An 18,244-nucleotide genomic window follows, 5' to 3' on the forward strand; every position below is an offset into this window, starting at 1 on the left:
ACGGATGGAACAGCCGTTTTTGCTGACGGAGGGGGAGTAAGACCAAAGATGGGACGCAAGTCTGTTCTGAGGCATTCCTCCGTGATGTTAGAAGCCCACACTATAATCGCTTCGATTTAGTGTGGGTAGTTCACAATTATCATATACTGATGCTGTTGGGAATTAGAGAAGGTTTGAGGTAGATGTACGGTACTAAACGCTTCTTGTTGTTCAAATCAATTTCCCGTTCCACTATGTTCAAATCTTGCTTGAATCGCTCGACAGCAGCCTGCGCCTGCGGATCTTGGAACTCATTGTCATAGTAGCCCAATCTGTCATAACGGTAGGCGGACAGTATATGTACGATCGCCAGTTGCTCAGCCGCCTGTTTGGGTGGTGGAAGAAAAGACATTAAGCTTTTCGACTCTTTGGGTGGTAGAAGAAAAGGCATCAAGCTTTTCGACTCTTTGGGAGTGGAAAGCTCTTCTGTAATCGGTTGATAGGCGGCTAGGGGCATATTAGGAACGAAGGCCATGTATTCGTATTGGGGGTAGTTCACAGCTGCGTGCTGGGGGCCGCAGGTGAAGATAATGGTGGTTACGATATCAACCAATTGCTCTACGGTTTCGATGCGATCGCGCATACCCTTGACCCGTCCACCTTCCGGCGAAACCAATTCCTGTGCCCAAGCTTGTAATTCAAAGTCTTGGCTCACATCCTGCGGCGTTTGGTAGTAAATTTTCAGGTAGTTGGTGACGAATTTTTTGAGCGCATTCCAGACTAGCATTCCATCATCCCGATAGGGATAATGAGGCAACCTTTTGACGTCATCCATGCCGCGATTTTTGATTTCGGTCGGCAAGGCAAACCCATCTAAACTCCATGTTTCATAGGCATTCTTGAGAATTTGCAGCGACTCTTGTAAGGTTCCGCCTAGCAATTCATCGACATAGCCACCTCTGTTGATCAAGCGTTTGCGAGCCAAATCATTATTCGCTAACATGAATTGGAGGTGAGGTCTTAACAGTAAGCCCAAGGGATGATTTTGAGCTAATTGTCTAGCAGTAACAATGGCAAATGGTTCCATCACCAAGTGAGTGCGGCACAGATGGCTGCTCATTTCATGGTGGTTGCCATCAGCAATCTGAACGCAAATCTTGGCTTTAAACCAGGTTAAAGCGTTATCGAAAGGTGTAATGATATTGCTCGTTTCACCGTTTTCCTGGTTAAATTGGATGGCTACAGGTACAAGTTGACCGCGATCGCTATAGCCAGAACTTCGCCAGCAAAAAAAGGCCACCGGCTTCGGCAAATAACTCTTACCGCGCTCGTAAGTGCCTCCTTGCACAAATGAAAGCCTACTGTAATCAGCTATATACAGATTCCCATTATTCAGTTCTTGCTGTAAGTTTAAAGAAGGCCCAAACTTGGGTTGCAATTTTTCCACAAAATTGAGCGGCAACTGCTTAATATTGGTTAAGACCATAGGATTGACGCCGCACAGCCGCTGTTCGCAGAAGGAGTCGTCGGTTTGGTAGGTCTTGATCGTTTTCGGTTTGGGTAGGACTGGGAAAAAGTCCTCGTAGTCTTGCAGTTCATCCAAGGGGTCCCAGAGCGATCGGAAATTCACAGCCAGACTGTTGGCGGGAAGTTCGGATGTGGCTAATAGCCGTTCGGAGATATATTTGCCTGAGAAGCTTTCTACCAGAGGTAAGTTCTCGAGCTGGGACAGAGGAGGTAAATAGTCTAAGTCAAACTGGTAGTCTTGACGGTTACGCTGCAACCAATCCAGTCGTTTTTGCGGTTCGGCGTCATTTTGTGGGAGGTAAGGTGTCATCATCGGGATCTATTACTTCATTTTCAAATTATGCTTTCACTGGCCTTCAAACTGCTACCGGATAAAAATATTCACGCTTCCACTGCACCAAGAGATATCAGGGTGCTTTTCTGAGCTTCAGTTAACCCCGTAACGCCAGTAATATTCATTCCCTCGTAAGGTCTTTCCGGTATAAGCGTATCGAAACAATCACCCGTGCTGACATCCCAAAGCTTAATCGTGCCATCTTCGCTAGCGCTAGCAAGGATTTTACCATCTATATTAAAGGCAACCGATCGCACCCGTCGGGTGTGTCCCTCTAAAGTTTTTTGGCATTGACAATTATCCAAATTTCCGATCTGCCACAACTTCACGGTAAAGTTACCACCGGCACCAGCACTGGCGAGAGTTTGACCGTCGGGACTCCATGCGATCGCTTCTACACCTTTTTCGTGTGCATCCAAAGACTTTAGGTGTTGACAGCTGTTTGGATCGGAAATATCCCATAATTTAATTGTTGTATCTTCACCGCAACTTGCTAAAATTAGCCGCGAGTTATCAATTTGCGGACGGAAAGCAATTGACCAAATCGCCTTATTATGACCGTCCTCCCCTCCCAAAGTTGTTAGGTATTGACAGTTATCAATATCCGAAATATCCCACAGCTTCACCGTTTTATCTTCACCGCCACTGGCTAAAAGCTTACCATCTGGACTAAAGGCAACTTCCCAACTCCAAGGTTTCTCCTGTGGATGCAAAGGAAGAGTTTTTAGGCATTCACCCGTGCGGACATCCCATAGCTTTACCGTTCCATCACCGCTACCACTAGCCAGAATTTTACCATCAGGACTAAAAGCAACTGACAAAACCCAAAGCTGATGTTTTTTTAGAGTATTCAGACATTTACCAGTGCTGACATCCCACAATTTAATCGTAAAATCCGCACTGCAACTAGCGAGAGTTTTACCATCGGGACTGAAAACAATTGACTGGATTAAATTCTTGTGTTCCTGCAACATTTTCACACATTGACCTGTGTGAATATCCCACAATCTGATGATGCGATCGTTGCTACCGCTGGCGAGAGTTTTACCATCGGGACTGAAAGTGACTGACTGTATCCAATTCCTGTGTCCTTGCAAAGTATTCAGACATTGACCCGTGCGGCTATCCCACAGTTTTAACGTATGATCGTCAGCTGCACTGACTAAGGTCTTACCCAGAGGATTGAAGACGAGTGACCAGATGCAGCTTTTGTTTCCCTGTAAAGTATTTAAGCATTGACCTGTGCTGACATCCCACACTTTTATGGTAGTATCCGCACTACCGCTGGCAACTGTGTTACTATCGGGACTGAAAGCAACCGCTCGAATTATATCTCTGTGTCCCTGCTGTCCTGTTAAACTATGTTGGCATTCACCTGTGCTGCTATTCCACAGCTTAACTGTTGCATCGAAACTACCGCTAGCAATTGTTTTCCCATCGGGACTGAAGGCAACTGACAAAACCGAAAATCTGTGTCCTGTCAAAGTGTTTAGGCATTCACCACTACTAATATCCCATAACTTTAGCGTTGTATCGTCGCTACCGCTTACTAAAGTTTTCCCATCGGGACTGTAGGCAATTGACCAAATGCCTTTGCTGTGTCCCCGCAAAGTATTTACGCATTTACTTGTAGATATATCCCACAAGTTAACTGTTGCATCGACACTGCCGCTGGCCAGTGTTTGACCATCCGGACTGAAGGCGATCGATCGGATCGAATTAGTATGTCCTCCCTCTCCATTCAGGGTAAGACGCTGTTGAATATTATCCAGATTGGAGATATCCCATAGTTTAATTGTTTGATCGGCACTACCACTAGCGAGAGTTTTTCCATCCGGACTGAAGGCAACTGAAAACACCCAATCTGCGTGTGCGTGATGGGTAAAAAGTAGTTGGCCGTTGGCAACTTGCCACAGGCGAATCTCACCATCTACATCGCCAGTAGCTAAAAGTTTCCCATCCGGGGTTATTGCCACGGACATAATAATCCCGAAGGTTTGAAGAAAAACTGATTTGGCTATGTTGGCTCCGGCAAAATTCACCCGCCTTACATTTACGCCTTGTAGATATGCTTGCCATATCGTCAGATTAGAAAAGTCATAGCCGCTTAAATCTGCCTTCATTTGGATGAGCAGATTCAGGATATTTCCTGCTGCATATCCCGGTTCTAATTCGGGAGTTTTTTGCATTTGTGATAGCAGGCTGATTAGATGTCCTTCTAGGTTTTTGCCTTTGATATTTTGATGTAATCTTTCCTCTATTAGATTCAGTGTAAAGCGCAATTGAGCATCTTTAATATAATCTTTTGCTCCGCCCTTAAAAATAGCTATCTTGTTAAAAATTTCTATTCTTTTTGTTTTAATTTCTTCAGAAACTTTTTCGATTAGTTGGTTGATTACATACTCCATTACTACTGGTTGCAATGTAAACCCAGCGGCACTTTTTTCAATTAAGGATCGCTCTCCGAGGGATGTCAAAGCATTTAGCACTTCTCTTTTTAATTCGGGCGATATAATATCTTCTTGCAGTTCTGAGAGAGAAACTACCTCGCGGTTAATTGCCAGCCAGTACATCATCTCTTTTTCGGAATCGGACAACCGACTAAACTGACGATCTAATAGTTCGTTCATATCATCAAATCTCCATTTTCCTTGTTCTAAAAATTCTACAAATTGAGAAATGTTAGCATCAAATACATCTCTAATACGAGCCGCGACCATCTTTAAGGCTAGTGGATTGCCGGTGTAATGTTTAATTAAGTAGCTCCATTGATCCTGCGAGCCAGAAAAAGTACCGATCGCGTTAAATAGTGCTTGTGCTTCTGGAGATTTTAACCCCGTTAGGGATAAGGAGCGAACTGGTAGTCTTTCTCCTTCCGATCGGTGGATTTCTCTAGGTTTTTCGCGAGAAGTCAGCACTAAGCAGCTGTGGTGGTGTTCTTCTCCCAACCGTCTCAGGAGTTCGCCATAGTCCTGAAATCCCTCTCGATAACGTCCAGCCCGATCGCATTCCCGCAAAATCGTCTCAAAATTGTCCAGTACCAACAGACAGCGATGTTCGCGTAAATAGTAAATCAGCCTAGAGACTTTACCATCTAAGCTGTCTGGTAAATCGGTTTCCTGCTGGTTGGACAAAAATTCGATCGTCTCTGTCAGAATATCTTCCACGGCGGGAGCGTTGCGGAGACTTCGCCAGATGACAAATTCAAACTTATCCTGAATCTGCTCTGCCAGCTTTACAGACAGAGTAGTTTTACCAATCCCCCCCATACCGAGTAACGCCACCAAACGACAGCGATCCTTGACAATCCATTGCTCTAATGTAGCCAGTTCGGCGGTGCGACCATAAAAAAGCGAGACATCCGGCGCTTCTCCCCAATCTTGGTAACGTCTGGGAGGTGGTGACGGCGGGATAGGTTCTACGGGGCGTGGATCTGGGTTTAGCTCCTTCCTGCGCCTCAAAACTGCCTTAAAGTTACCTTTAGTTACTTCCTCCCCAAAAGCTTGAGTGAGGATTTTCCATAACTTGGCACCAACATTCTTGATGTATTCGGTATCGTAGCCGAGTTCCTTTGCTATGTCCGAATAGGTCTGTCCTTCCCAGGATGCGCGAAATATATGCTCTTGAACATCATTTAGCGTTTCTTGGTTCAGAACTTCATCTACGATACCTAGAGCTTTATCAACAGTCATTTTATTAATAGAGTTTTAAAGTGTTTTTCTAATCTTAGCTGACTTTTTATTACTTCGGTCACCTTTTCGGGTGAGTTTAACCCAGTTTATCTTTCCAAAAACCTTGTGACCATTTACTACTTTTTCTCACTGCACAACCAAAAAAACAGAATTAGATTTAATTCATCAGCCAAACGAGTTGGTCGAAATTAAATGAACACAGTTAACCAACCAACATTCCCTAACAATAACGCCAAAAGCATCTTTTCCAGCAAAACTTTCTGGGGTGCAGCATTAACAGCGTTAGCAGCGATCGCTCCAATTGTCGGCGATGCCATTAACAAACACGAACTCTCGGTAGAACACACCGTAAACATCGTGATTATTCTTGCTACGACTGGTGCAACTGTAGCCGGACGGGTTGAGGCAGAATCATCTGTCTATACCCCAGATGGTTTACCAGGCCCGAACAAATCCGATTTTGAAACTAGCAACTCTTGATACTTAAGGAGATTTTATATGCAACTGAACGAAATTACTGCCAACGGACAAACTATTTCTTTAGAGCAATTAGCCAAGGATACTCAACTCGCCGAAGAAGTCCAAATTAACCTGTTTCGTTTGGGTTTACTCGACCCGCCTGCTGACGGCAAATTTGGTCGTTTTTCCATTCAAGCGCTCAAATACTTCCAATCTTTGATAAAAATATCGGAAGCGGGAATTGGGTCACAAACCAGCAAAGCGTTGCTTGAAGTTAAGGAAGCGATTCCTCTGCAATTGGGTAACGATTTGGCCAGCCGCATCATCAAGTATATGCGTTCTAAAATGTACTTTGTCGCCCTGGGAGAGAAGCGCTACAACATCGTGTATGTAGAAGGTGCTTCTGCTGACGGAACTCCCAACGCTGATACGCAAAACGAATGGAATGACCGCCGAATGGTAATTGAGATTGCTTCTGGAACTCCGAAAATTGTGGGGAACTGGGTAGCAACAACTGAACCGGGAACTTTCTACATTAAACATCCGATGAATCTTAATGGTGCGGCTCGAATTGCTTTTGGGCAATATCAAGCTTGGCAAGTCGGGATTCATAATCAAAACCACGAAGCGCTGGTGCAACGCGGACAAGTTAAAGTACACCGCGATCGCAATAAAGATGGCTTTCGTACTGGCGATGCGATCTATATAGGTTCTGATTTTGGTATTAACCAACATTGGGGATTCGATTTGCCTAAAGTTGGAGTCGCTAGCGCTGGTTGCTTGGTCGGACAATCTCGCGATAGTCACCGAGAGTTTATGGCGCTGATTAAGAAAGACGCTCGTTATCAATTAAATAACAAGTATGTCTACTTCACAACTGTTATTCCTGGTGACGATTTAGCGAAAACCTTCCCTGCCTAAAACTCGAATTTCGAGAGTATTAAAGCGCTTTGCAACTGAGTGAAGTACAGATTGTAGGTAGGGGCCAAGCATTGCGGAATGTGGGTTAACTTAAAACCGAAACGTTTATTCCGCAATGCAACGCCGGAGTACCTCATTCGCTTGCAAGCCGCTGTAATCAACAAGCCTCCACCTTGGAGGCTTGGATTACCTCGAATTTTCATGGTGAATTACTCAATCGTTATTAGGTTCTTAGAATATGAAACTCCAAGATATTTTCACCAACGGCAATTTTGTTAAATTTGAAGAAATGGATCGAGATATAACGCAACAAATTCAAATCCGATTGAAAGACTTTTGCCTATTGCCACCGAAAGGAGTAGATGGATTATTTGGACAAAATACAAAAGCAGCCCTTGATGCTTTTACTAAGGCTTTTAATTTACCCAGCGGTATGATTACCCCCGCGATCGCTAAATGCCTAATTGAAGCAAAATCTCTTCCACTAGAAAACCGCCTGTTATCGGATGACGACTATGGCAAAGCTGCTCAACTAATAAATTGTGAAGTAGCAGCGATTAGAGCGGTGGTAGAGGTGGAAAGCAACGGGAACGGCTTTCTGAAAGATGGACGCCCTGTAATTCTATTTGAGGCTCATTGGTTTTCGCATTTTACTGATGGTAAATATGATGGTAGTAACCAGAATATTTCCAGTCAAAAATGGAATCGCAAATTGTATAAAGGTGGAGCGCTGGAATATCCACGCCTTGAAGAAGCTATCAACTTGAATCGGGAAGCCGCACTCAAGTCGGCATCTTGGGGTTTGTTTCAAATCATGGGCTTTAATTACGATGTTTGCGGTTTTAAAGATGTGGAATATTTTGTGTCGGCGATGTACGCTTCTGAAGGTAAACAATTGGAGGTTTTTGTTAAGTTCATCCGAAGTCAAAAACTCGCAGGTTTCCTGAGAAACCATGATTGGGCAAACTTTGCCAAAGGCTACAATGGCCCTAGTTACAAGGCAAATGACTATGATGGTAAATTAGCTCGTGCTTATGTTCGTTGGGCGCAACCGGCTATTGTCAGTTAATTAGCTTCGCTATGATAATTGAGGTTGGGATTAGGTACGTAAGCTGAAACGCACCTAATTCACATATCCTGGATGGCAGGAATACCTACCCGACAAGAGTTAGGCTTTTTTGAGTTATACAGTTTAAATGCGGAGCAGCTTAGTTGCGCTTTAGCGCTCTTATTACAACTGGGATAAGAGCGCTAAAGCGCAACAACGTACCCTTATGCAAAAATACTTACAATGGGTGAATTACCATAGCTAAAATATAGGTTACCTTTAAAAGTAGTGACACCAATTCGATTATGAACTTAACAAACTTTACAAACAAGTGCTTAATCCCTGCGATCGCCCTGACTTCGATCGCTAGCTCGTTTTTCGCATTCACATCTCCAACTCTTGCCAATACAGTTTTCAGGAATGCACAATGGAGGATAAATATTGGCAATGAAGACTCTTGGAATGGTGTAAACGGAACGGGTAATTTAACTTATCGAGGCTGCGATACTAGAAATCGTTGTGTCTCCTTAACAAATGGTAAAATCAGTTGCCGAGATGGAGTTTGTACGAGAGCTTGGCGTAATGGAGAATATACTTATGTCGTTAGTTCTCCTATAACTGAAAACGGTAGCGCATCCTCAACATTAATAGTTAGGAGAGGTGATAGGGTGATTGTTCGTAGCACAGGATTGAGATAGAAAAAACAATCGAATCGCACAGTTACAATAATTTTAGGTTGGGTTTCGCAGATGTGACACCCAACCTATCGCAGTTGGAGGATGAATAATACAGTCGCCATAGCATAGTAAGCACGGAAGAGCCGCTTTTTTAAAGCCAGTGAGGCGGGTTGGGCAGAATAGCGTAGAGTTCTTTTAATCTGCTAATATCATGGTGAAACCAATTATCAACCCATTGACGATAAGCTTGAATTGCCTCTAGCTCGATCGCACCCTTCACGATCTGTATAATTAAGTGTGCCGCCATCATCCCGGACATAATTGCTTTCAGCACACCATGAGAAGATGCTGGATCGACTACAGCAGCAGCATCCCCAACCATAAAATAACCGGAACCCGCACAAGCAGGCACAAGACGCCACGTTACATCTGCTGTACTCGTCTTACCTTTGGGTTGAAGTCCGTGGAATTCTTCGGGTATCCAGTTTTTTTCTATTGGTTGGTTGCGAAAAGGTAGTCGAGTCCATTGGTAAAGGTGGGGACGCACTTTTGCAGTCCAAATCCACCCGTCTTTGTCTGCAACTATTGCTGGCGCACGATCTCGGATGGAACAATCTCCTTCAACATAACCAAAATAAGCGATTAAACGGGGAGAATAATTGTTAATTGGCAACTTTAATTGTCTGGCTAACCAGTGTCCGCCGCCAGCAGCATCTATAACAAAAGAAGCTGGCAAATAACCATCAGAAGTTTCAATTCCGGCAATCCGATTTGCGCTTACAATCGGTTGCAAAGCACGACATGGTTGGCGGACTTCGACGCCTAACGCGATCGCGCGATCGAGCAAAATAGCATCGAAATCCGCTCGCCATGCCTGAAAACCGCGCCATTTCCCCGCGTCATCCTCACCAAAAGGCACAAATCTCAGATCCCCTTCCCATTTAACCCAATTTCCTTCATGTCGCAAGAAATCAGCCGAAAAAACTCGATCTGCCACACCTAACTGCTTCAGAAGCGGTTCTATTCCTGGATGGAGGGTTTCGCCGGGACGATGGCGGGGAAACTGTTTGCGATCGATAATAACAACCCGCAAACCGATTTGAGCTAATAAAATAGCCGCTGCCAAACCAGATGGGCCACTACCAATAATTATTGCATTTAGTGGTGAGGGAGAGCCTCCTAACTCTCGTTCCCAGACTGAGCCTGGGAACGAGAAATTGAGGTTCTCCCTCATCTCATCAGATGTTTTTGAGTTCCCATTTACCATTGCCTTTTTTAGACAAAATTTGGATTGGATCTACAAAAAGAATCACCATTTCCTTAATTTCAACAAAAACTCTTTGAGCTACATACTTTTTATTGCCGGGACGATACACCTGAAATCGATAAACATCTCCATGTAGCGTCATATTAGTGCTAGATTGTGCTTCTTTTAGTTCCGCGTCATCAGCAGAAACTTTACGGAATGATAAGACACTCCATTTGGCTTTTTCGGTAGTGATTTCCCCGAATGCTTGGGTATCGGGAACACCTGTTTTATAAAAAGCTTCCTCCTTAATACCCAACGCTCGGTAAACTCGCGCCATTGCCAAAACTCGAAACTCGTATTTGCGAATGCTAACTTTCCCAGTTAATGCCAAAGAAAATTGATTTTGTATGGCATTCTTTACATAATCAACGTTATCGAAGGCAGCATACTCCACGAATTCTTGATTTGCTCTATTAACTATCTTTGGGCCAGTAACACCGTCCCAAGGAAGATTTCCCACTTGACCGATTTCTTCATCCGTCAGAGGGCTAATTGTCGGCCAATTTTCATTAGGCTCAAAGGCGCGTGCCGAATCGGGAGCAACAGCAGGCCAAAACGTGCTAAGAGCTGCACAAAGTTTGGAATCTTCAGGAAATGGACTACCCAAACCATAAGCTGCCAGGTGTTTTGTTCCGTCGGCATTAATATCAAAACTCACATCCCACCCAGGAGCAAAAACTCCGGCTGCTGCATCAGGAAGGTAGGAATTTCTGTTGGTTTCGGGAACTTCCAGAGGCATTTGATGAACTGGTTTGTCTAATAAGAAAGAGACTACCGACGTTACAGTGGTATCTTCTTTCCGAAAAGGAGCATTTTTTATTTCAAGATTGGGAGGGAGACGCTCATCGGACAAGGTATTTGGTGTAATTCTCCAAGTACTTTTTTTGAGCGATCGCGGTACTGACTGCTGCCACCAATCCATCAATTCTCGCTGATCGGCATTTGGGAAGAAATCGGGTGCTGTTACTAGGGAATAAGCAGGCACGCGACGCGGCAAAACTACTGCTAATTCGGGACATATAGCTTCAATCCAGCCATCACCAGTAAAATCGATAAAATGCAGCGCATCGTAGTCACCTTTGGCGACAATTTCTGCTACGTTTTGTTGTTCGTTTAGGTCAACTTGTTGACCGTTTGGCAAGATTTGGAAGCGTGCGTGGACATATTCTGGTGCGTGACGCGCATCCCGATCGCTAGCAGGTATATAAAGGCTGGAAGATAGAATCTGGTTGTAATCTTTAGGAACTTTAAATGTGAGCGGTTTACCTTTATATTGGGCTGCTTCAACTAAATGCGGATGTACAACTGGCAATAAAATTCCGGTGCCATAATCAGGATTATTTGACCATTCGGCTATGCCTTCTGTGAAGATAAATGGCGGATTGCTGATGTCTGGTTCTTGCCATCCCGTACCTTGCGGCCCAATTTCTAGATGGATGCGTCGCAGCTTTTCATTGATGTGATGAGCTTTTAAAATTAGGTGCAAGTTAAGACCGCGTAGGCATTCTTTTCCATTGAAAAGTTTGTGCAAGGGAACCCAAAAATCGCGCTGCTTATCATCGCCGGGATTGGGATAAGTATAAGGATCTAAACGATTTAACTCTTGCCTGACGTTATAGCGCATCGGGCCAAATCGGTCTTTGTTGCCTTTTATTTGTATTGCCAAATAGGCAGAGTAACGAGCTGGCAAAACTCGGAAAGCGTGAGGATTTTTTTCCACAAAAGGTAAGAATCCTCGACTGCGACCATTATAAAGAGGCTCGACTGTTCCCACTCTGGCAACTCCAGTACGGGAATAGCACATTTCGGCGTGCTTTTGCAGGACTGTTTCTGGTGCTGGACGATATTCGGAGGCAAAAACTGCGATCGCCAGATTAGCACGATTGGCACGCGCCCTCAACTCTAGCAAAGAGGGAGGCTTGATGCCATAAACGTAGTTCTCGACGGTATCAATTTCAGCTAAAGTCGGAAAAGCTCTTAACTCTCGACCATCGACCCCAGAGACGACGTTAGGTGAAGCTAAGGCGTGAAAGAGCAAGCTGCGAGCGGGATTGCGCGGTTCGATCGCCCTTTTGCCTTCCAAAGCAAAATCTTCAAAACCCTTGATCTCTCGCTTGATGTGCGGGAGTACCTTGGTGAGTTCAGTTTTGAGGTCGCTAGCTGTGATGTCGAGTCCGTGTTGCAAAAGCAAGTCTCGCCATCCGTGAACAGCAAGGCGCGAGCAGATTTTTTTTACTTCTTCGATTAGTGCCATTAGTTATCGGTAGATGCTTAATGGGTAGTAAGTCATCATTTCGTTGGTTATGGGAAAGAGTTTACCAATTAGCTGGGATAATAAGTGCAAAATAAGCGAAATAAGTTGGCTGTTTCGGAGTTATTATGCTTTTGTTAATATAAAAATATTTTTATTTCTTTTCTGCTCTGCCCCGGTCGCCCCTCTGCCCCACCATAAAGAACCAGGGGCATATAGCCCCTGATTTCTTCGATTACCGACAGGAACGATATTTGATGTGATAAACCAAACCACGGTGAGCGAGGTCGAAGGAGTCAACAGTGGCCATCCCGGAACCACTGGCGGTCATCGCCGCATTCACCCGCATATTTACACTGTCGCCGCAGCTTGACCAAACATTAGCTACAGTCGCTAAGCTATCTCGAACGTTATAGTTAGTTTCGCCCCTAAAAGTCCGAGAAAAAATCGGGCCACGGTTACCGGCGAAAAAGTATTCTGCTCGTAAGTTCGCAGTGGTTCCAGGCGAAACATAGCCTCGATAATCAGCATCGTAGAGGGAAATTTGATAGCCTTGAGGTAATTTGATCGGAATACTCAAATTACAGCTTTTCCGTCTTTCTGCTGGGATATTCCCCTGGGCTGCAAACTTATCAAATAGAATGGTTAGCTCTTGACCGTCCGGGCTAACGCTCACACTGGCGGATAGATTGGGGCAACCGCTACCACCATAGCTTGCGCCTAAAATTTGAACTTTGCCAGCGGCAAAGGCGGGGCTAATCAAAGTAGTAATTAATGTTGTCGCCGCCAGAAATCCTTTAATAAACTTCATGGATGTTCTCCTTATGAATTAAGTTTTGTGTAAAAATAACCCTGAAAAATAAGCAAAATTTAGGCAAGGCTTTTTCAACTTTACGAGCGAAATTATTCACTTAAAATGAAAAAGATTTATTTTTTGCTTGTACTTTCCAAGATTCATGCCTGTTAAACAAAGTTCCGGAAGATTTGATGCCAAATGCGATCGGATAAAATAAGCTATACAGCGGCTTGCAGCCGCATGAGGTACGACGAACTCAGATCCCTTATCGCGCGACATTTGGGGCGGGTAAAGCCATTATTCTTGTCACAAAGCCACAAATTAGCTGCCTGACCCGCCCGATGTAGGGGCGGGTTTATCCAAAATATTAATTAAAATCAAAAAAATTTGGCGAAAAACCCGCCCCTACTCGCAAAATAACATTATCTTAACCAAGAAACGCCCGAATCTCAAAGTCTGTAGATGATATATTTGGAATACCAGTTAGGGAAGCAAACTGAGCGCCTGTACCAAAGCTTTCTACATTTCCATTTTCGTTATAAAATAAGTTGCCGGTTGCCAAGCTGTAAACAATCAGCCCGCTGCTTGTTGCCGCTTCTTCGTCACTTGCGACGATCGCAAATTCTTCTGGGTTGCTAAAACCAATATCAGGACTACTGGTAAGAACTGAAAACATCGTATTTTCCAAGACGATTTTGTCTTCGCCAGGGTTGAAATCGGTAATGGTATCTACACCAAGATCCGCAGTAAAAGGTGCGCCTGTGACATAGAAGAATCGATCGTAACCAGAACCGCCAGTTAAGATATCGTTGCCAGCTTGACCGTAAATAATGTCGTCGTCAGCATCGCCAGAGAGTAGATCGTCTCCATCTCCCCCATTGAGATAGTCAAAACCATTTCCTCCATAAAGATAGTCGTTATCAGCTTCGCCAAAAAGATAGTCGTTACCATTACTCCCATCTAGATAGTCATCATTGTTGCCACCGAACAGAATGTCATCGCCATTATCACCAAAAAGATAGTCGTTACCATCGCCTCCATCTAGCCAGTCTCCATCGTTACCTCCAAAAACAGTGTCGTTAATTAAACGATCGATCGGCTCGTTAGTAGGTATGCCCAAGTCATCAGTCATGTTATTTCCCCTTTTTTGTAAAGCTTATCAGTAAAGTTACGTAGTATGCCCTTATTAATTTAATATTAATGAAGCTTTTATAAAGTTAAGGTAAAGCAATGATAAAGAATTGATGAAGTAAGAGTGAATTTTATTTAAGTAAGGCGCTCCTACTGGATTTACAGTAAATATACGTATAAAATTACTACTGCCTTCCCGTTATGACCACCATAGGAAAAGACTGGCAGCACTTCGCTACCAGTCTTATGGATGATGACAGAGCTACTCTGAGTACTCAGCACTCAGCACTCAGCACTCAGCACTTTGTTTACAAGACAGATGTAGAGAATGGGTTAGCGTTGACCGAGCCAGCACCAATTCCAGCGATCGCATTCCGTCCCGTACCACCAACAACAGGGCCAGTGATATCATCCCACCAGTTATTAGTAGCATTGATCGCGCCGCTACCGCCGTGGTAGAAACCAGCATTCGAGTTGCCGATCAAGTTATTGTTATTAACATTGACAGTACTGGTGATATTTGTTAGGTCTCGGATTGCTATCCCGTTGAAGGAATTGGTGACAACGTTACTAATCACGTTCGCAGTCCCTAAAGCTGTAAAGCCATCCCGCAAGCGGATACCACCCCTGTCAGGACTACCACTGGTATTGGCGTTAGTGATATCGTTGTTGTCGATCGTAGCACTGCCACCCGCGAATTGAATTCCTTGTTCTCCAGTATTGCTGACCTTGTTGCTGTTAATTACGCTAGCAGCGTTGGTAACAGAATCAAGAGCAACACCAGGCCCGCTTAAATTAGCGATTTGGTTATCGGTGACCCGAAGCGTATCGAACCTGAGTATTTGGACACCGCTAGTGGTACTCCCAGCAGCAGTAGTGACATCGCGCATTAAGTTATCTATCACGCTCACCGACCCGGAAGAAGGTACGCCACTATCCATGTAGATGATGCCATTATTAAACGGGCCTTGGCCTGTAAAAGTATTTTGGCGAACGACAATATTGTTGCCGCTGCCGCCTGTGAGTACAATACCGTTGGAGCCGTTCATTTGGATCGTCAACCCCTCAATAGCAACGTTAGTTAAACCAGGGTTGATGATGAAAACGGGTTGACTTCCAGCAGATTGAACTACTGCTTGGGTAACCGACGAACTACTGCTGGGGCTAACACCCGCATTTGGCCCGCGCAAGGTTAATGGCTTGTCAATGAACACAGTGCCCGGTTCATTATAGCTTCCGGCTTGTGCTATCAGAATATCGTTAGCGGCAGCCCCAGCAACAGCAGATGTGATGTTAGCGTAACCTTGCTGGAAGATTCCAGAGGCGTTATACCGCAGCACAGAACCAGCACCAGTACCCGCCAACGGATTGTTGTCTGCGATACTCACCGAGGCAGTGTCTGCCGAACCCACTTGGTAAGTAATATCTTCAGCTACCTTGACAATTACCGATTCAGTCGGTTCATTGTTGTTATCGGTTGAAGGAGTAACTGTAATAGGAGCAGAGACAGACTGACCGGCAGCAATAGTAACGGTGCCAGTCAAAGCTGAGTAGTCCGCGCCAGCGGTAGCCGTACCCGTAGTAGTGTACCGGATGGTGAGAGCTTGGTTGATATCGCCGCCAGTGCGTGCGAATTGGAAGGTACCGTTTCCTTCTGGGCTACCGGGTTCCCCAGCGGTAGGATCGAGAGCAGCAACGAAAACTACTGGTTTGATCAGCGGTACGTCATTATCCAAAATGGTCAGAGTCGCCGTATTTTGAGGCCCAAGCGTGGCACCGCCGGTGGGGGTGGACAAGCTTAAATTGACAGTCTCGTCGGGTTCTACGAGGGTGTCGTCAACAATGGGAATGGTGATAGTCTTAGATGCCGTATCTCCATCTGCCCAATTGACCACAATCCCGGTGTTGTTGTAGTCTCCTGGAGCAACAGCAGTACCATTCGCTAAGTTAACTGTAGTTGAAACCGCACCAGCACTGCCACCAGTACGATTGAGCGTCACAGCTAATACAGGAGTGCCATCTTCGCCAACGACGTATTGCGGGTTACTAAATTGAATCATGCCGGGAGCGTCATTATCCAAAATAGTCAAGATAGCCATATTTTGCGCCCCAATTGTCGTACCGCCCGTGGGGTTTACCAAGGCTAAATTGACAGTCTCGTTACCCTCTACCAGAGTGTCGTCAACAATGGGAATAACGATCGTCTTGGGGGCATTATCGCCAGCGGCAAAATTAACCGTAATCGGGCTGTTGGTGTAGTCACCAGGGGTACTGGCAGTACCATTGCCCTGGAGAACTGTCGCACCAACTGCTTGTGTAGTATCGCCAATCCGAGTTACCGTTATTGCTGCCACAGGCGTGCCGTTTTCGTTGACACTGAAGACAGGTTGGCTAAACTGAAGAGTGCTGTCATTGTCCACAACGTTCAAGGTAGCCGTATTCTGCGTCCCAATAGTGGCACCGTTTGTGGGGTTAGTTAAGGTTAAATTAACAGTCTCTGTCGGTTCGATTAGGGTGTCATCAACGATCGGAATGAAGACAGTCTTGGGCGCTGTATCTCCATCAGCAAAATTGACGAGGATGGGGCTGCTGGTGTAGTCACCAGGAGATGTGGCAGTCCCATTGGTGAGATTAACTGTGCCCGATACTGCACCAAAACTACCGCCAGTGCGAGTAACCGTCACAGCTGCCACAGGCGTGCCATTTTCGTTGACTGTGAAGACAGGGTTACTAAACTGAAGAGAGCCGCTAGTTTCTTGTACTCCCGTATATTTGAGTTGCTGAACTAGGTAGTCAGAACTATCGCTGATGTAACTCCCAGTGGCATCTGTATAGATGGGTTGAGTAGCGCTTGGGTTAGCGTAGGCTTTGGAGGAAAATTTCAGTTCGTCAAAGGTGCCAAATACGTTAAATTTGAAATCTCCATTTGTGGCATCATCAGCGAGGAAAGTTATTCCATTAGAGGCGTTTTGGATAGAGGTTTGAGTGCCGCTGACAGTATTCTCATTAACCATCCGAACGCCTGTAACCTGCACAGCAACCCCATTGTTGAATGCCTGCAAGAAACCAACTTCCGTGCCTGGGCCTTCAGCACTTTTGGGCACGAATAAGCTCAGGTCAATGAAGGCATTCTGGATAGTTTGGTTAGGAGCCCATTTGTAGGTTAGTGACTCGGATGCTCCGGTATTGGGGTTATAGTTGATTTCCGCACGCACTTTGGTTGCAGCAGTCCACCAACCGTAATAAGAATTGGCGACCCCCATGCCGTATTCGTCGCCATAGCTTGTTGTGCTACCGTTGGCGAAATTTATATTGCTTTGGGCAGCTGGGGTAAGGTAGTCCGTTACTGTACCGTTTAAACTGGCTCCGAATATTTGCAAGCCTTGGTTCTGAGCTGCGGTTGTCCACTCGGCTTTAAAAGCGTTTATGCCCGTTGTGTCATTACTGTAAGCAAAGTTGCGACCCAGTGTGCCAGATAAGGGTATGGAAGCCATAATTTATCCTTTATTTATTTAGCGATCGAGAACATGAAAAGCACAAATTTAGATGCCTAACTACTTCTTCCTCGTCACTACGTTCTATCCGGGAAATTTATCTAAGATTTCTAGATTCAGTAATGCCTATCTATGCAGTTACTTAATTTTGTTAAATTCAGTATATTTGGGTAGACTATATTTGCATTAAGGAGGTGATTCCAAATTGTCTCTGAGAAATTAAGGATGGCTAGTTTAAATTGATGATATAGCTAGGGACTAGGGGCTAGGGGCTAGGGACTAGGGAAGAGGGAGGAAGAGGGAAAAGGTTACTCCGTAAGGGATTATGGACTTCATGTAACAGTTGGAGTTGGCTTAATCGCCCTAAAGTTGCTATAAAATAACAAGTTTATTAACAGAGATTAGCTAGTTTGTTATGTAGTAGCTATGTAAAATTACGGTACTTAATCAAAACTTTAAATTTTCACTTCAATAATACTGAAAAGGCTGGCAGCATTTCGCTACCAGCTGTAGGGTTTGCAGTCGGATGAAGTACACACCTGGAAACCCGGTAAGCTGCTACGCATTTAATTTGTATGTTTAGCGGGAGTGGGAGAGTGGGGGAGTGGGGGAGTGGGAGAGGAATT

11 protein-coding genes are annotated in these 18,244 nt (G+C 44.9%); 4 read left to right on the plus strand and 7 right to left on the minus strand.

Going from position 1 to position 18,244, the window contains the following annotated elements; translation table 11 throughout:
• Nucleotides 1–139 precede the first annotated feature (139 nt).
• Both LAY57_RS31615 and LAY57_RS31620 read right to left on the minus strand, forming a co-directional pair.
• Nucleotides 140–1,819: a lipoxygenase family protein gene (locus tag LAY57_RS31615; RefSeq protein WP_249071158.1), complete on the minus strand. Its 1,680-nt coding sequence runs from the start codon at nucleotides 1,817–1,819 to the stop codon at nucleotides 140–142.
• 68 nt (nucleotides 1,820–1,887) lie between these two features.
• Nucleotides 1,888–5,532, minus strand: a complete 3,645-nt coding sequence (locus LAY57_RS31620; RefSeq protein ID WP_249071159.1) for a WD40 domain-containing protein — start codon at nucleotides 5,530–5,532, stop codon at nucleotides 1,888–1,890.
• A gap of 192 nt (nucleotides 5,533–5,724) precedes the next feature.
• Here LAY57_RS31620 and LAY57_RS31625 point away from each other — a divergent pair, with 192 nt between their 5' ends.
• The 4 genes from LAY57_RS31625 (at nucleotide 5,725) to LAY57_RS31640 (ending at nucleotide 8,658) form a co-directional block, all read left to right on the plus strand.
• Complete coding sequence (locus tag LAY57_RS31625) at nucleotides 5,725–6,012, plus strand: hypothetical protein (RefSeq protein ID WP_249071160.1); 288 nt, start codon at nucleotides 5,725–5,727, stop codon at nucleotides 6,010–6,012.
• 18 nt (nucleotides 6,013–6,030) lie between these two features.
• Entirely contained in the window at nucleotides 6,031–6,912 is an 882-nt protein-coding gene (locus LAY57_RS31630) for a peptidoglycan-binding domain-containing protein (RefSeq protein WP_249071161.1), read from the plus strand.
• A 238-nt stretch (nucleotides 6,913–7,150) separates the two neighbouring features.
• Nucleotides 7,151–7,981, plus strand: coding sequence for an N-acetylmuramidase family protein (locus LAY57_RS31635; protein WP_249071162.1), 831 nt, complete (start codon nucleotides 7,151–7,153; stop codon nucleotides 7,979–7,981).
• Nucleotides 7,982–8,265: 284 nt separating this feature from the next.
• Nucleotides 8,266–8,658, plus strand: a complete 393-nt coding sequence (locus LAY57_RS31640) for a hypothetical protein (RefSeq protein WP_249071163.1) — start codon at nucleotides 8,266–8,268, stop codon at nucleotides 8,656–8,658.
• A gap of 130 nt (nucleotides 8,659–8,788) precedes the next feature.
• On the opposite strand, the gene LAY57_RS31645 is transcribed toward LAY57_RS31640, so the two are convergent.
• The 5 genes from LAY57_RS31645 to LAY57_RS31665 all read right to left on the minus strand — a co-directional run bounded on the left by LAY57_RS31645 (nucleotide 8,789) and on the right by LAY57_RS31665 (nucleotide 17,618).
• Nucleotides 8,789–9,904 carry an NAD(P)/FAD-dependent oxidoreductase gene (locus LAY57_RS31645; protein WP_249071164.1) on the minus strand — a complete coding sequence of 372 codons (1,116 nt, stop codon included), beginning with the start codon at nucleotides 9,902–9,904 and terminating at the stop codon, nucleotides 8,789–8,791.
• The gene (locus LAY57_RS31650) at nucleotides 9,876–12,200 is read right to left on the minus strand and encodes a hypothetical protein (RefSeq protein WP_249071165.1); all 2,325 of its coding nucleotides are present in this window, start codon (nucleotides 12,198–12,200) and stop codon (nucleotides 9,876–9,878) included. The genes LAY57_RS31645 and LAY57_RS31650 overlap by 29 nt, the downstream gene beginning before the upstream one ends.
• Nucleotides 12,201–12,432: 232 nt before the next feature.
• Nucleotides 12,433–13,008: a DUF4360 domain-containing protein gene (locus LAY57_RS31655; protein WP_249071166.1), complete on the minus strand. Its 576-nt coding sequence runs from the start codon at nucleotides 13,006–13,008 to the stop codon at nucleotides 12,433–12,435.
• A gap of 412 nt (nucleotides 13,009–13,420) precedes the next feature.
• Nucleotides 13,421–14,125 (minus strand): calcium-binding protein, encoded by a 705-nt coding sequence (locus tag LAY57_RS31660; RefSeq protein WP_249071167.1) that lies wholly within the window; start codon nucleotides 14,123–14,125, stop codon nucleotides 13,421–13,423.
• 307 nt (nucleotides 14,126–14,432) lie between these two features.
• Complete coding sequence (locus LAY57_RS31665; protein ID WP_249071168.1) at nucleotides 14,433–17,618, minus strand: Calx-beta domain-containing protein; 3,186 nt, start codon at nucleotides 17,616–17,618, stop codon at nucleotides 14,433–14,435.
• Nucleotides 17,619–18,244 lie beyond the last annotated feature (626 nt).

The organism is Argonema antarcticum A004/B2 (assembly GCF_023333585.1).
In the GTDB taxonomy this organism is placed as follows: Bacteria; Cyanobacteriota; Cyanobacteriia; order Cyanobacteriales; family Aerosakkonemataceae; genus Argonema; species Argonema antarcticum.